The sequence below is a fragment of the Acinetobacter sp. SwsAc5 genome (assembly GCF_013391485.1).
GTDB lineage: Bacteria > Pseudomonadota > Gammaproteobacteria > Pseudomonadales > Moraxellaceae > Acinetobacter > Acinetobacter towneri.
Map to the genome: position 1 here is coordinate 1 of NZ_JACAXD010000006.1, position 16147 is coordinate 16147.

General features: G+C 38.1%; 16 protein-coding genes. 9 read left to right on the forward strand and 7 right to left on the reverse strand.

The genetic code is table 11. From position 1 onward, the window contains the following. Positions 1-591: 591 nt before the first annotated feature. Complete coding sequence (locus HYG89_RS04570; protein ID WP_178866216.1) at positions 592-1191, reverse strand: DUF262 domain-containing protein; 600 nt, start codon at positions 1189-1191, stop codon at positions 592-594. Positions 1192-2068: 877 nt separating this feature from the next. On the opposite strand from HYG89_RS04570, the gene tnpA reads away from it, so the two are divergent. Further along, the gene (gene tnpA, locus HYG89_RS04575) at positions 2069-2458 is read left to right on the forward strand and encodes an IS200/IS605 family transposase (protein WP_178866218.1); all 390 of its coding nucleotides are present in this window, start codon (positions 2069-2071) and stop codon (positions 2456-2458) included. 94 nt (positions 2459-2552) lie between these two features. Here tnpA and HYG89_RS04580 read toward each other — a convergent pair whose 3' ends face one another. From HYG89_RS04580 to HYG89_RS04595, 4 genes are read right to left on the reverse strand one after another with little or no spacing between them, the layout of a single operon-like run. Continuing rightward, a complete protein-coding gene (locus HYG89_RS04580; RefSeq protein ID WP_178866220.1) occupies positions 2553-3488 on the reverse strand; it encodes an HpcH/HpaI aldolase/citrate lyase family protein in 936 nt (311 codons plus the stop codon). Beyond that, positions 3475-4638, reverse strand: coding sequence for a cysteine protease StiP family protein (locus HYG89_RS04585; RefSeq protein ID WP_178866517.1), 1164 nt, complete (start codon positions 4636-4638; stop codon positions 3475-3477). The genes HYG89_RS04580 and HYG89_RS04585 overlap by 14 nt, the downstream gene beginning before the upstream one ends. Beyond that, a complete protein-coding gene (locus tag HYG89_RS04590; protein WP_178866222.1) occupies positions 4631-5410 on the reverse strand; it encodes a hypothetical protein in 780 nt (259 codons plus the stop codon). Before HYG89_RS04590 ends, HYG89_RS04585 begins: the two co-directional genes overlap by 8 nt. Beyond that, positions 5403-6524: a phosphoribosyltransferase domain-containing protein gene (locus tag HYG89_RS04595; protein WP_178866224.1), complete on the reverse strand. Its 1122-nt coding sequence runs from the start codon at positions 6522-6524 to the stop codon at positions 5403-5405. Before HYG89_RS04595 ends, HYG89_RS04590 begins: the two co-directional genes overlap by 8 nt. A gap of 387 nt (positions 6525-6911) precedes the next feature. Here HYG89_RS04595 and HYG89_RS04600 point away from each other — a divergent pair, with 387 nt between their 5' ends. From HYG89_RS04600 to HYG89_RS04635, 8 genes are all read left to right on the forward strand, one after another. Continuing rightward, positions 6912-7487 carry a TerD family protein gene (locus tag HYG89_RS04600; protein WP_178866226.1) on the forward strand — a complete coding sequence of 192 codons (576 nt, stop codon included), beginning with the start codon at positions 6912-6914 and terminating at the stop codon, positions 7485-7487. Between the two features lie 18 nt (positions 7488-7505). Next, complete coding sequence (locus tag HYG89_RS04605; RefSeq protein ID WP_178866229.1) at positions 7506-8609, forward strand: DUF475 domain-containing protein; 1104 nt, start codon at positions 7506-7508, stop codon at positions 8607-8609. A 20-nt stretch (positions 8610-8629) separates the two neighbouring features. Continuing rightward, positions 8630-9208: a TerD family protein gene (locus HYG89_RS04610; protein ID WP_178866231.1), complete on the forward strand. Its 579-nt coding sequence runs from the start codon at positions 8630-8632 to the stop codon at positions 9206-9208. A 112-nt stretch (positions 9209-9320) separates the two neighbouring features. Then, positions 9321-10538 (forward strand): TerD family protein, encoded by a 1218-nt coding sequence (locus HYG89_RS04615; RefSeq protein ID WP_178866233.1) that lies wholly within the window; start codon positions 9321-9323, stop codon positions 10536-10538. Positions 10539-10556: 18 nt separating this feature from the next. After that, a complete protein-coding gene (locus HYG89_RS04620) occupies positions 10557-11273 on the forward strand; it encodes a TIGR00266 family protein (protein WP_178866235.1) in 717 nt (238 codons plus the stop codon). 27 nt (positions 11274-11300) lie between these two features. Further along, complete coding sequence (locus HYG89_RS04625; protein ID WP_178866237.1) at positions 11301-11900, forward strand: TerD family protein; 600 nt, start codon at positions 11301-11303, stop codon at positions 11898-11900. A 398-nt stretch (positions 11901-12298) separates the two neighbouring features. Next, positions 12299-13594 (forward strand): hypothetical protein, encoded by a 1296-nt coding sequence (locus HYG89_RS04630; protein ID WP_178866239.1) that lies wholly within the window; start codon positions 12299-12301, stop codon positions 13592-13594. Positions 13595-13926: 332 nt separating this feature from the next. Then, entirely contained in the window at positions 13927-14394 is a 468-nt protein-coding gene (locus HYG89_RS04635) for a hypothetical protein (protein ID WP_178866241.1), read from the forward strand. 466 nt (positions 14395-14860) lie between these two features. On the opposite strand, the gene HYG89_RS04640 is transcribed toward HYG89_RS04635, so the two are convergent. Then, a complete protein-coding gene (locus HYG89_RS04640; RefSeq protein ID WP_178866243.1) occupies positions 14861-15340 on the reverse strand; it encodes a hypothetical protein in 480 nt (159 codons plus the stop codon). A gap of 38 nt (positions 15341-15378) precedes the next feature. Further along, positions 15379-15705, reverse strand: a complete 327-nt coding sequence (locus HYG89_RS04645) for a hypothetical protein (protein WP_178866245.1) — start codon at positions 15703-15705, stop codon at positions 15379-15381. Positions 15706-16147 lie beyond the last annotated feature (442 nt).

The following is a 16147-nucleotide window of genomic DNA, read 5'->3' on the forward strand; positions in this document are numbered from 1 at the left end:
ATCGTTTGAAGGATAAAAAAAGAATTGGGATTCAGCCCCAGGTTGAAACTTAATACGAGATCAAAGGGGTCAATTTTACTTTGCCATTTGTAAGGTAAAAGGGGTCAATTTTAGAATGCCGTTGACAATACAGGAAGTCTAGGAAATCCTCGCGATCAAATCCATACGGCGGTTTACCGTCCACATGAACGAATTCCATGCCATTGAACATTACGTTAGTAATTACTGTATTGTCTTTTTTAATAATTGAGCCATTTGTGAAGCCGGCACATACTGGAAGTCGTTTCATTAGCATTAAACTCTATTTTATTGATAACCACATTGTAAGCATATACCACAAATTAATCTATATTGACTAACGAATGTGCGACATAGCTTGTCGCCTAACTGATTGTTTATTAGATAAATCCACAAGAAGATAAGTCTAATTGATCTGCAAAATCTATATTTATTGGGTCTTTAAAAACATCAAATTGATTTATTTTACTTAATAAGCCAACAGAATTTGTAATGTACAATACATAAGGGTGTTTTTACCAAGCGGCCGCAAAAAAAGTTCAGCTCGGCCGATTTAACGCCTTGATATTCTTTTCATGCTAAAGCTATACCACGTTTTTTCTTAGACTCAACAATTAGGCCATTAATGCGTATTAGTTCTTTATCAGAGTGGGGGATACCACCCCAATTCAAGTCTCGATAAAATTCAAGCAAGTCGCTTTCATACTGAAAGTCATACCAAGCAGCAGTAAAGCATAAACCCTGAGCGCGTACGCCGTGGTAAGTTGATTCAATCTGATCCCTAGATAATCCAAAAGGTTTTAGTTCTCCCCGCATATAGCAAAACATTGCATTAAATCTCTGCAAACCATCAATACATTGAGTTTCCACAGGAAGGTCGGAGTCCTTGGCCATATAATTACTATTGATTAATCCTAAACTTGGATCATTAAATCTGATCAGATTCGTTTCATGTGGCACTAAACCACGAAGAATATTTTCAATGAATTTGGTTTGATGTTCTAAAGTCCACTCCAAACCACGTTGAAATTCAGGATATAAATTTAAAGGACTCTCCTTTTCCAAGTCTTTTATAAATCGTTCCATATTGGCTATGCGGTAAGTACCGGTTTTAACAGTGGTTCGCACGGGATTTATCAAAGCAAGAATATTATTATTTTCTACGAAATCCATTAGATAGCTCAAAATAATTAATAACCATAAGTATAACATATACCACAAATTATAATTATAATATTGAGTATAATTTTTTATATAAATTGTGCTTCTATACTGTAGATAGTGAAATCAGTGCTTTTAAATTAAAGGCATTAAAACAGTAGATGTAAGTAGGGACATCCCAATGTAAAAAAACACACCCTTTTCTATGAAAACAGGCGAAGCCCTACCAGTGACGTAAGCACTGTTGTCCGCAGCGTAAGCGTGGTAAGAGTTGTAAAGTTAATATGGATACCAGTAGCGCCCGATAGCTTTGCTACCATATTCTTGTCATAGGCTTTAGCGCAAGGGGAGCAGTAATATTGACCAAATCTAATAGATTTTTCCATTTCAGAATTAAATACCTTACTCATTATTAAGTCCTTGTTAATGTGGTTTAGGAATTATTAATATGGTTATTTAACCAATATATAGTGATAAGAAAAGCATATTTTACAACTGATATATCCATTTTAATTGCTAATTATATGATAGGGTGTTTTCTCTCATTGAATAATAAAATTATAAACCATATACCACATTTTAAATAAAGTGATTTTGTAAATTCTTGTTTAGAATTTTTCATAAAAATTGTTGAATATTTCTTGAATAATATTTTTTAACTATAACATTTAGAATAATTTAGCTTTAATAATTTGAAATTTATAGTTACTTGTTTAACCCTATCTCTAAGGATGTTTGTAGATAAATTAAGAAGTGTGAATCATTTTAAAAAACTTGGTAAAATAATATTTATAAGCAGTAGATAATAATATTTTTCTTATTTCAAGGTATGAAACATTAGACAATATGTTATGATTAATTTTAATAAAGGGATAAGATTTTTAATACAATGACTGCACATCCACATTGCAAATACAATTTAGATTTTACTTTGGTTTTAAAAACTAAAGATAATAAATCTTTCTTTGATGAAGCTATGCTTTGTCGAGTCAAAGAAATCGTTAAGAAATTATCTTCCGAAAATGATATCGAGCTGACCGGATTTGATGGCCACGAAAACCATATCAAGCTCAACTTATTGATGCACCCAAATCTAACTCCTAGCAAATTTATAAATACTTTAAAAACTGTCACAAGCCGACATTTACGCAAAGAGTTTCCTATTCAGCAAAGCCAGTTTTATTATAAGGAAAGGGTAATTTGGGATCGTGGATATTGCTTGGTAACTTCCGGTGATTTTGGTCATACCATTGATACTTATTTAAATAATGAAATATAAAAAATTTGATATATCCATATAGATAATGGTCATAAACCTAAATAATTGAAATTTCAAACAGTAAACGTAGTCATACGTCTACTGTTTTGGGTTTTTATACTGCTTCTTTTGTCGGGTGGTTGAAAACTTGAATATGATTTTCAATTACGCCATAAATCTTAGCACGTAACAAAATTTCATTTGCCCAATTCCTGTGTGTAGCCGGTTCTAACATTGAACCATTACTTTTAAATACACTTTTAGCTTCTGCATCAACAATCATCTGAGCTTCATAATAGTCAATTGAACTAACTTTATATGCTTCATGGATTATTTTGATTTGTGTAGGGTGGATCGCCGTTTTTGTAGTTAAGCCATTTGCCTTATCCAGTGACAACTCTTGTTTAAGTAGATGCGTATTTGAATAATGTTCAAAGACTGGCGAACTCAATTGAAAGCCTTTTGGTACAAATTGCCCAACCAATTTAGGAATCAGAGAACCTAGTGGAGTATCGTAAATTGTACATTCACGGGGTCGGCGTAGATTGATGCTTGAAAGTAGGTCATTACCACCGATCCGCAGACACAGGACATTTTCATTAAAGTCAGAAAGCAGGGCATTTTTTACTTCTGAAACATAGCCTGAATCAAAGTATTCACCTGTTTCCAAAGTCAACATGACATTGCTTTGTGCAGTTGTACAGGTTTGCCACTTTCTTAATGATTCCAAAGTGAATTTCGGAACCACATAACCATTGAAACAATGGTGCAGTCCCAATTCAGCAATTTCTTGTGCCGAAGTTAGATTACGTGGACGGACGAAAACAGCAGGACCATTTGATTGACCACCCATTTCGATTCGCTTCAATAAATTTTTTAAATTATTGAATGCTTTTCGGTAATCATCTTCTCTAACTGAATCCTCAAGACAAACCACGACCGATTTTAAATCAGGATATTTCACTCCTTGGGTAACATCCCAAAGCTGATCATGAGTAGCAGGCACATACATTGTTGCCCCCAATTCCAAGGCATTTTTAAGAATTTTCATTATTATTTTCCTTTACTCGTTTGATCAGCGTAATGGCTTGATAAGGGCCGATTTTGTCACCAAGAACATCAACAGGAACATTATGTTGTTTAGCGAAATGTAGGATTAACTGCACGTTCTCATCTATGGTATTGCGGACTAAAATCCGTTCAGGAACACGGCGCAGCACAGCTCTTGTAGCTTCTGCAATGCTTGGCTTTATATGGTTAATATTCTGAATGCTGTAAGTATCACTTACCCATTTGATAGTGTCTTGGCATAAAGCATACTGATTTTTTCTAATTACATCAGACCAGTCTGCCGTTTCAGTAGTTGGATTTTCCTTCATAATTGCGAGGATATGTTCTACGAATTCTACTGAAATGTCATGTTCTACCAACTCATCATAGATAATACATTTATGCCAAAGCTCGGTATTCATATATTCAGATTTAGCCTGATCTTCCGGCACATCCTCTAAAAGAATACTGCGTGAAGTCAAACCTGAAATAACAGAACCTAGAATGCCTGATGGAATCAACCAGTCCTCACAGCTTGCACTTAGCCATGAGCAACCACCTAAATCAGCTAAAGTAACCAGTCGCGGTATATCCCAACCTTTATCGAATAGATCAGGATAATTACTTAAAGTCGCTGTCAATTCTTTGCAAATAGCCCCTTTACCAGTCCATCCATCCACGAATACGATGTTCTCAGCACCATGCTCCTTGATGATGGCAGTTAACGCACTATGATCAATCCCGCGATCTCGGATAATGCTAATACCATAGTGAAAACAGGATTGAAACTGGCTAATGTGATGCTTCAATAGAACCCCTACTGGCACACCCGCGCGAACCAAGCTAACTAGAATAATTGGCTGATTTTTGAAGCGCTGCATCAATGAATTGCCGATCATCTGAATGTCATTAGCCATACGTGCCGCGCCAATTTTGAGCGCCTGATGATAATGTTTGAGGTGTTCATCAGAAGGCTTTTTTTCAGCACTAATCATTTGAGAATAATGCGCTTTACCTGACTGAATCAGACGTTCCTTTTCATGTACATCAATGGGTTCAATCGTGTCTACGTTAAGAAGAAAAACGACATCATGAGGACGATAAGAACCATGAAAACCAATAGTGTTAAGCTGACTATTCATATTAAACATTCCCATAGAAGCCGCGTACTGCGTAATCGGATTGAAGGGATAGATCAGTAAATTTGTGCAGTTGGCTGTTTTTCGGCATACCGAACCAATCACAGCAAGTTAAGAAATGGAAGTCTGATAGGCTGTCCCCCAATCCTAAAATAACACGCTCGTTATGCGGGTCCGACTTGGAAAGATAAAACTCAACGGCATTTTTCTTTGATATTGCATTTGGAATAATGGCCAAGTTATTGCCATTGGCATGAACATAAAAATTTTCCTTAATTTCCACTGGAAGCAAACTTACCAATTCAGTTAGAAACAAACCTTGTTCAGGTTCATTTTGTTTGGCCACGGTATAGATTTTCAGTGAGTTTTCTTCAACAGCCCATGTTCGGATAGAGCCTAAATATTTGGCTAGGTAATGTAATAGATCGGGGAGATCGCTCATCATTGAATTGAGTGATTCAATATGACCCTTTTGTATCTCAAACCATTCCAAGTCGATCTCTTTATCAGAGTTAAGTATTGTGCCGCCATGTGAGCAGATTGCACCATAATTGAAGTCGATCTTGACGCGGCTTAATGCTTCGATTGAACGTGCAGTTACCGGAACCAAATCTGCACTACGACCAAGCCATTCAACCATGGCTTGTTGCTTGGATGTCATAAATGACAACGGAGACTGATTTTTATCAACTGTAGCCACCTTAAAGTGTGGTTCAGGTTTGATTCTGCGGTGTGTTTGGAACAATGTGTCATCCAAATCAATAAAAACGATAGGCTTATTCATACGATACAACTTCCAAATTTTTAATTTCTGAGAATAGGGCGGGATCAATACTGTCTTTAGGCGTTTCTACAATTAAAAGAACGCGATCAAAGTCTTTGTCCTTTACGTTGTATGCGTAATTCACAATGCCTAAACCATAATTGTCCTGAAATGAACAAATGGATTTAATAGCCTTACCTTGCATGATCGGGGAGCGTGTAGTTGAACTAAAATAAACATCATGTCCATCTAGCTCAAGTTTTTCAGCCACTAAGAAAGGTAGCCATAGAAATTCGCCCGATCCAAGAACTAAGACTTTTTCACCTTCTTGAATAGGTTTGAATGCAGGCATAGGGTGGTGATCTAAATAACTTGGTTCACGGCCCCAAGTGGTCGGTGCAATGATCTCATGTGCGCCTTGCGCTGTAGTGGACACATTAGGCATGGTTTGATTTAAAGCAGTATTATTGGATTCCCATGACCAATTGCCATGTAAGAGGGCTATGGACTCAATAGGGAGACCCATAAAGGTATCTTCTAAATTGCCATCATTCCAATTTACCAAGCTGACCAATACGATTCGCTCAACATTCTTTAGATCGGCGTTAAGAAGGCTTTGAATCAAGTTTTTAAAAGTCTTACCGGTTGAAATCTCATCATCTACCAAGATCAAAGTCTTACTTGATTCAATATGCTTCTGAATGTCTTTGTCATTAGAGCCATAAATCAGCTGATCTTGAGCATGACTATGTTCTTCTAAGAATTCGCTTAAAACTGGAAGGTGTTTAGCAGGGTGGCGAGTAGTAGTAACAAATACAGCTTCTCGGCCATATTGATTCTTAATTTCACGATATACACCGGCACCTAAACACACGGCTGTTTCTGCCATCCCAACAACTGTTAAAGGTGTAGCTAAGTTTTTAGGAATAATCGCTGAAAGACTTTTATACGATTCATTCATTAATGCCGGCGTAACAGGGATGTGTTTACCTAATACTTTGGATACGAATAGAAAAGCGCGTTTCGGATTAATACGCTCTGCAAAATCCAAAAGAGAATCTAATTCCCAACTTTGATGATGTTGTGTAACTGATACCGATAAATTTCCTCGGCTGAGTTCAACATTGCGCTCCATACAGGTCTCCATGGGGCTTTATAAAGGTATTTACTTTCAATAACAAGGTTAGATAATCACTTTTATATTATTGAAAATAATTTTTTAAATTAAGCATTTATTATAAATATAATAAACTTTACGAAATCATCTTAAACCGATATCGAATTGGTATCAAAGCTATATTACCATTCATTACAGTGATTTATGCTATCTTTAACGAAATGGTGTTTATTAAAAATAAATGTTATTTTGCTTTACACCTGTCCAAATCATTGATAGCTTAATAATGGAAAGGTTAATGAAACATTTATTTTTAATAATAATGATGTTTCACAAAATATTATTTACTTATTTTTTCAACAACATCCAGTCTGCTAAAGACGGAAATAACTATTTGAGGTTTGTATGGCTTTATCATTATCTAAAGGTGGCAACTTATCTTTAACTAAAACCGATCCAACTCTGAATAATGTTCTAGTTGGCTTGGGGTGGGATGCCCGCGCTACTGATGGCGCTGACTTCGATTTGGATGCTTCTATTTTCTTATTGGGCGCTAACGATAAAGTTCGTGGCGAACATGATTTTATTTTCTATAACCAACCACGTTCTCCTGAAGGTGCTGTAGAACATACAGGCGATAACCGTACAGGTGAAGGCGATGGTGATGATGAATCAGTAAAAATTAATCTTTCTAAAGTGCCTGCTGATATTCAAAAAGTCATAATCACTGTAACTATCCATGACGCTGAGCAACGCCGTCAAAACTTTGGCCAAGTTCAAAATGCTTTTGTTCGTATCGTCAATGACCTAAATCAAAATGAAATCGTTCGTTATGACCTGAATGAAGATTATTCAGTTGAAACAGCAATGATTTTCGCAGAATTATATCGCCATAACGGTGAATGGAAATTCCGTGCTGTAGGCCAAGGTTTTTCAGGCGGTTTAAAAGCGATGTGTAACCAATATGGCATCAACATCTAAACCTGAGCACTCACTAATATGTTAAAGCATTTCCGTTTTTCAATAATCTTTACCCTGATCTGCTTGGCAGTATCGGCTTATTGGGGGTATACCCATGGCCCTGATGCCGGCATTTCCACCATGCTTAAAGCACTAGCCATCACAGCAATTCTTGCAGTTATGGAAGTGTCTCTTTCTTTCGATAATGCTGTAGTCAATGCTTCCGTACTTCGTCATTGGGACAAGTTTTGGCGAACTCTTTTCTTAACTGTGGGTATTCTTGTTGCTGTTTTTGGTATGCGACTTGTATTCCCACTTTTAATCGTAGGCGTTACAGCTGACATGGGCATGATCGAAGTGGCTAAATTAGCCCTGAATGATCCTGCAACTTATTCTGCAAAACTTATGGAACACCATGGTGAAATCGCAGCTTTCGGTGGCGCTTTCTTACTATTAGTATTCCTTAACTTTTTGTTCGATGATGAAAAGGATACTCATTGGTTTCATTGGCTCGAAAATAAGTTGGCATCCTTTGCAAGTGTACCGGCAATGTCAGTATTCCTTGCATTGATCACTATCCTTGTAATGTCATCTTATGTTCCTGATCAAAGCCGTCTAGCTGTAGTGATTGCCGGTATTTGGGGTATCGTGGTCTATGTTGGTGTTCAAGTTGTAAGCCACTTATTAGAAGGCTCAGACAAAGATGAAGATGACGCTGAGAAAGAAGGTTCCGATGCTCAACCTACATCTAATACCAAAGGGAATATTGTAAAAGCGGGAATTGGTGGTTTCCTCTACTTAGAAGTTCTTGATGCTTCATTCAGCTTTGATGGTGTGATCGGTGCTTTCGCGATTACAAGTGATGTCGTAATCATCATGCTCGGTTTGGCAATTGGTGCAATGTTCGTGCGATCTATGACGATTTACCTTGTAGAGAAAGGTACTTTAGAAGCTTATATCTACTTGGAACACGGGGCGCATTACGCTATCGGTGCATTAGCGATCATTATGCTTGTAAGTGGTACAGGTCTGCATGTACCTGAACTGGTAACTGGTTTTATTGGTATTGTATTCATCGTGTGGGCGGTCATGTCGTCTATCGCATATAGTAAACGTAACGCTGAGATCGGCTCAGATAAATAAACCTAAAAGGAAATATAAAAATGGCTATTTCATTATCTAAAGGCGGTAATGTAAACCTTTCTAAAACTGCACCAACCATGACTCAAGTTGATCTAGGTTTAGGTTGGAATCCTCGCGCTACTGATGGTAAAGCGTTTGACCTTGATGCTGTTGCATTCCTTGTTGATGCAAACGGTAAAGTAACTCAAGACAAAGACTTTATCTTCTACAACAATGTAACTGATGCAAGCGGTTCAGTTACGCATAACGGTGACAACCGCACTGGCGAAGGTGATGGTGATGATGAATCTATTTCTGTAGATATCACTAAAGTGCCTGCAAACATTGAAAAAGTGATCTTTGCTGTAACGATCCATGAAGGTCAGCAAAATGGTCAAAACTTTGGTCAGGTTGATAAAGCGTATATCCGCGTAATCAATAAAAATAACAATGATGAAGAACTTGCACGTTTTGACTTGTCAGAAGATGGCAGCGTTGAAACTGCAATGATCTTCGGTGAATTATACCGTCACAACGGCGAGTGGAAATTTAAAGCTGTAGGTCAAGGTTTTGCCGGCGGTCTTGGTCCATTGGCTCAAAACTATGGTGTAAGTGTTTAATCACTTCATTTGCTAAAAGGCTTCGGTCTTTTAGCACTCACCAAAGATTGTCGTAAATTTTTGCTGAGTGCTAAAAACCAAAATAATGATTTATAAGGGGTCGGGTTTCACTATGAATTTACAAGCGGGTCAAAAAACAACTTTAGCAAGCCTTATGGGGCCTTCTTTACAATTTGAAGTGCGGGTTACATTGGTCGCACCGTTTGATATTGATGTTACCGCATTTGGTCTAAATCGTAATGAAAAGCTGTTTTCTGATGACTATATGATTTATTTCAATCAGCCTGTCTCTCCGAATAACGCCGTTGTTCTATCTAAATCTGGCCAAACCACACGATTCAAATTTGATTTAAGCCGTCACAATCTTACTGCTGTTGAAAAGTTCGTCATCTGTGCATCTGTTGATTCTCCAAATCATACAATGAGTGAAATCCGAAGTGGGAATGTTGAAATAATTGCCAATGGTAATGTCGTTGCTAGTTTTCCGATCAGCCGTACTCACTTCTTGTTAGAAAAAGCGGTAATGTTAGGACAGGTTTACTTTAAAAATGAGTGGCGGTTCGGAGCAATAGCACAGGGCTTTAATGGTGGTTTAAAAGCATTGGTTGAGCATTTTGGCGGTGAAGTAGAACCTGAGCCACCAAAAACAACTCCACAGCAGACTCCTGTTCCTACTCCGGTTAAGCCTGCGGCAACACCTAATCCAGTACAAAGCGCACCATCAAATATTAACTTGTCCAAAATCAAACTGGATAAGAACAATCCTACAATCAGCTTAACTAAAAAATCATCAGGATTTGGGCGTATTGGAATCAATCTAAATTGGAACCAAACCCCTCCAAGTCTTGTAAAAAGCTTTTTCAATCGCAATCAGGCGGTTGATTTGGATTTATGCGCTTTAATCAAATTTAAAGATGGTTCAAAGTACGCGATTCAGGCTTTAGGCAAACGCTTTGGTGATTTTGATCGCTACCCATTTGTATTTCTTGATGGTGATGACCGTGCCGGTTCAATTTCGCAAGGTGAAAACCTGTATATCAATGGTGATAAATGGGACAACATCGAGCGTGTCCTTGTATTTGCTGCCATTTATGAAGGTGTTGCATCTTGGTCGGATACAGATGGTGTAATCAACATCAAAATTCCGAGTCAGCCTGAACTAGAAGTCAGACTTGCAGATAATAGTAATGCGAATATATGCGCAATCATTGAATTGCATAACCAAGGTGGAACCATTAAGGCAAACCGTGAAGTCCGTTATTTCCATGACATCGGAGCTATGGATCGTCACTATAGCTATGGCTTCCGTATTGTGAACGGCTCTAAATAATAATAAGGACTATATAAAATGAGTGACTTTCAGATTGTTGGCGAAAATGAGCCGATGCTTTTAGTCAGCATGAAAAAAGGCGAAAAGATTTTCTGTGAATCCGATTCGATGGTGATGATGGAAAGTAATTTGACCATTGATGGAAAGCTACGCGGTGGTTTTTTCCAGTCTATGATGCGCAAATTCACCAATGGCGAATCTTTATTTCAACAAGAAATTAAAGCTGAAAGAGGGGATGGTGATTGTTTGTTATCTCCAAATATTGACGGATGCCTGCAAATTTTAGATGTAGGTCCGCAGCAATATATTTTGTCTGATGAATCTTTCTTGGCTGCGACTGAAAATGTAGAGATCACGGCAAAAGTTCAAACCAATATTGGCGGTGCACTTTTTGGTGGTACTGGCGGGTTTGTAGTCATGCAAACAAAAGGACAAGGTAAGGTCTGTGTATCCGGTAGCGGCTCTTTGATGATCATGGACATTACCCCTGAACAGGGTGAAGTAACTATCGATAATGGTCATGTCGTCTGTTGGGATCAGTCACTTAATTACAGCATTAGTGTTCCAAATTCAAATAGTGGCGGCATTTTGGGCAATGTATTTAACAGCCTGACTAGCGGCGAAATGATGGTGCTCAAATTCCGTGGAAGCGGAAAAGTTGTTATCAATTCACGTAATCGTGGCAACTATATCAAATGGTTGGGTAGTGCATTAGGCGTTACTCGTCAAAACTAAACTTTTCAAAACAAAGGAAAAAACAAAATGACTATCAGCTTACAAAAAGGTCAAGGTATTTCTCTAAAAAAGAATGACGGTACTTCACTGACTAAAGTTTTCTTAGGCACTGGATGGGATGTCGCTAATTCATCAGGTGGTGGCTTCTTAGGTAAATTGTTTGGTGGTGCAGGCGGTGGTGACAGTATTGACCTTGATGCGTCAGTAATCATGTTTGATGCAAACAAACAATTCGTTGATAACGTATATTTCGGTCAATTAAAAAGCCGTGACGGTAGCGTGGTTCATTCAGGTGATAACTTGACTGGTGAAGGTGATGGGGATGATGAAGTAATCAATGTTGATTTAACTCGCGTACCTGCGAATGTAAGCAGCTTGGTATTCACTATCAGCAGTTTCCGTGGCCAAACATTTAAAAATGTATCAAATGCCTTCTGTCGTTTAGTTGATGCGACTAATAATACTGAAATTGCCAAATACAACCTTTCTCAGCAAGGCGATTATACAGCCCTGATCATTGCTAAAATTTACCGTCATAATGGTGAATGGAAAATGAAAGCAATTGGTGAAACTTGCCAAGGTCGTACACTAGATCAAATGAAACCTACAATTATGAATTTCATCTAATATTAGGTTAATAAAAGCTATCTCCGGATAGCTTTTTTATTATCCATTGAGTTAATAGAAAACCAATATAGCTACTCTAAAAGCACAGCGCAAAGCTGTGCTTTTTTGCTTTTAAATTTCAATACATACAGTGTAAAGAATGTAGGTCGGGTTTGACTTGCTTCTTAAATTATCGGCTCCTTTTCTGAATACGGCGAAGCCCCATCGGTGGCGCAAGCACTGGTGGCCGTAGCGTAAGAAAAAGGGGGAGGTAGATGGTAGCTGCGCAAGCAGTTACCCCAAGAGCGAAAGCGGGGCTGCTTATAAGTAATTAATATTTAAACATAAATCTTTACTTAACTTAACTGTTTTTAATGTGGTATATGTTATAATTAATTTATCAGCAAATGGAGCCTACCATGAATAGAACAATTCGTCTTTATAGAAAAAATCTAATTGAAAAAGCTACTGCCCTAGACAATCTATTTCGTCTTGCAGAGTCAATTGGCTATCCATTTTCAGGTGTTAAACTCCCTGATATTTATAATATACGTTCTGAGTTTGCTGCGGTTAGTGGATTCAATTCTTATAACGATATTTTGAACCTTGATGAAGATACCTGTATCGGTGATAAGACCTACGGCGTGGACCATTACAAAGCATCATTCCCGATTGGAAATTTCCAATGTGAAGAAAGCAAACAGTTTGCAATTCAAATGTTTGAATATATTTACCTTGAAAATAATAACGGCATAAGTTTTATTTTGAATGCCATGATCATTCGTCCAGTTAATCATCAAATCACTCAGGCACTCATTCAGTACGATAACATCAATAATATTGATGCTGATCTATATGTTCATCCATACTTCTTGATTGAATACTATAAAGTGGCAATCGCGTTAGAACGCACAGACTATATGGAATTGGGGGCTGTTCGCTTTAATAATAATGAATACCTGAAACCTGAATGCTTTGAACTACGTTGGTATCACCATCATGTTAGTTCATTCTTTAATGGCAATATCAAGAATCCTGAACACCGCTTTGATCTTTTAACCTATAACTTCCTCGCACATGAACAATTTATCCAGTACGACATTAAGACCGATGTAGCCCTATTTATTATTCAGTACCTCGGTCGCTTGAATATTGAAAAGATGGCCAAGCAACGTACACTAAATCGCAGCTTGATCAATGTTGCACTGAATAACTTGAAACACTTCAAGCCGAATCTTTCAAATGATTATTTTAAAACGTGTGCGCGTTATAAAAATAATGTGAACAATGATGATCAGGTGATTACATTCGACCACGATCTATTTGATCAATATTTTGTGTCCTACTACGGTTTGGAATTTGCCAAAGCCTTTCATCAGATTTATGCCGAAACAAAACCTGAAAGAAAAATGCGTGATGATGTGTCTATCGATGAACTCACAATGGATATGTATGGCCGAGTGACATTGAAAGTTGGTATTCAAGATATGAAAAAGATCATATTCCGTTATCTGCAACATGCGGAACGCATGAGCTATGAGCAAGGATTGGCTAAAATTCATAGCCGGATCATTGCCAATAATAGCACTGGTGAACATGCAAGCGAGTTTCTGCCTACTCAACTGGTCGCTTATATCAAGGCAATTTATAATGACCTGAATACGCTGACCGATACTAAAGATGTTCTTAAACCGTACTTGAACTTTTACAGCTGATCTAATCCAACAATCAGAACCGTCCTGTGATAAGGGCGGTTTTTTTTGCTTTTAAATTTTCAGACCTTGTAATATTTGAAGCAATCCGACTTTAATCCTGATAACAAAATCGGCGCATCCTTATCCGAATACCGGCGCAGCCCCACCGGTGGCGTAAGCACTGGTGGCCGCCGCGCAAGCAAAGGGGGAGAAGCAATTTGCGCAAGCAATATTGCCCGAAGCGTAAGCGGGGCGCGTAAGGGAAAAAATATAATAAAAATAACTACATACAATAACAATTTAATATGTGGTATATGTTATAATTGTGGTCTATCAGCAAACAGAGTTTTAAAATGACTACATATAAAATCAAACTATCTACCATCCAATTTAAAAGTCGTAATGAATTAATGGATGCGATCGTCTATTTGGATAAGGTTCGACTAACGAATATTGATTATAAGGAATATGTAAATCGTCCACATTTAGCTGATGCAGAATTGCAGCAACGCGCACGGGACCGGTTTTATGCTGAAAGCACAAAAATAGAAGGTTTAGAGACTATTTATTCCTATGATAATGAAACTTTGACTTTGGATATTCATACAGATGGCGGTCTTGTTGCGGCCATGATCCAACAACAAGATAACTTTTTTGAAACACCCGTCTACGTGATGGGAGAATACTTTAATTTTTTAAGTATTTTTCAGGGTCATGCTATTAATACCCATCCAATCCAAGCCATCTATGAAACTTATGAAAATGGTCGTCTTGTTAGTGTTGAATCATTTAATGTGGCAGAACAGGAAACCTATTTTTAAAATTAAATACCGAATATGGCCGTTCTTATATGAACGGCTTTTTTTTGCTTTTCAATATCAGGTATTCCTCCCGAATGATAGGTCGGATTGAGCCGGATCATAATTTTATGCGCATCCTTATTTGAATACAGGCGAAGCCCCACTGGTCGCGTAAGCACCTGTGGCCGCAGCGTAAGCAAAGGGGAGTAGATAGCCGATGTGTAAGCATTGGCTCGTAGCGTTAGCGGAGCGCCCTAAGAAGGTGTATTGAACGAGCGTAGCTGTAGGCAGATCATTAAAGGTCGGGACTAGGGGGTAAATGGGGGTATTTTGCGGCAGATGTGAGCTGCGTTAGCAGCGGCGCGAAAACATATAAATTCTAACCTCTTGGGTTTTGAGTTTATTAAGTTTTCAGATCGTGAAGGGACACGATCATTGAACAGCGCGAAGCGCCATTGGCGGCTGCGGGACAGCCGCCAGTTAGTGATTAGAAAGTTATTTCTGATCGTACATCTTCAATATCATCAAAAGTGGCCAGACTTTGATAATCGCATAAGCAGCTATGCTTGAACTCAACTTTATATGTGCAATAGTAGCGTTCAGCGATATTTAGTAGAATCCGGTCAGCATTACCATTGATAGGGATATACAGTTCAAGATATTCAACACTGTTGTTTGAATCAAATTGCTTCCCACGGCCGTTACCGTACTCGAAAAATATTTCATGTTTTTCGGTTTTGGTAGTGTCATTTTCATTGATATCGGCAATGACATTAACACTACCAACAAGCTTTTGATCTAAGACCCGTAAGCGGACCTCATTAGAGAAACTTAGTCTCTTATCTTCCGTGATCTCAGTATAGATGTTGTAGTACAACATGGCCATCATGAGTTCACGCCACATTTCATTAAAACCAATTTCATGATTTTGCTTACTGGTCATTTTTAAGCGGGTATACAGGCTCATATCACTATCTCCAAAAAAGTTGAGGGGCAAAGGCGTACTTAGTACGCCCAACCTTCTGTGTTCTCATTGGCTTTCATGAGACAGTTGTATTCTTGTTCTGTGATGTGTTGGATCGAACGTAGTCTAATAACACGGCGGTAAAAGCGACTGTTGTAATTGATTTCTAGTTTTTTTAGTTCTTCAATGCTGTTCGCCGCTTCAATTTTGTCTGTTGCGGCATCATAGTTTTCATCACTCAGCTCAGTACCTACAGCATGAATGAACCCCTGTTTCACAGCAAAAAGTTCGTCCTTGTTATATGAAAGGGTGTGAATTGTACCGTTGTCAAAATGACTGAATTCGCAATGTAAGAATAGGGCAGACATTAGTTTTTACTCCATTTGCTGATATGATTATTATAACATATACCACACAAAATGGAGTAACTTGATGTAACCTATTGTTTATTTTGTATTATCATTCGTTTCGGCTAAAGGTTCAGAATCATCAATGTTGTCCAAGAGGTTATAGTGACCATTTTGAATGGCATGGACTCCAATATTTTTAAGTTTGGTCTGAATCATGGCTTCCACATTCACAGTAGCTTCGTAGACAGATTTATGCTTTTAAGGTCACTCAATAGAATAAATTGATTAAGGTCGGGATGTGGGGGATTTTAAAAATTTGAGTTCAATGATCCGGATACCGGCGAAGGCCCACTGGTCGCGTAAGCACCGGTGGCCGTAGCGCAAGCAAAGGGAATGCCAATGTGTAAGCATTGGCACGAAGCGTAAGCGTAGCGGATTTTTGAAAAGATATTGCATTAGC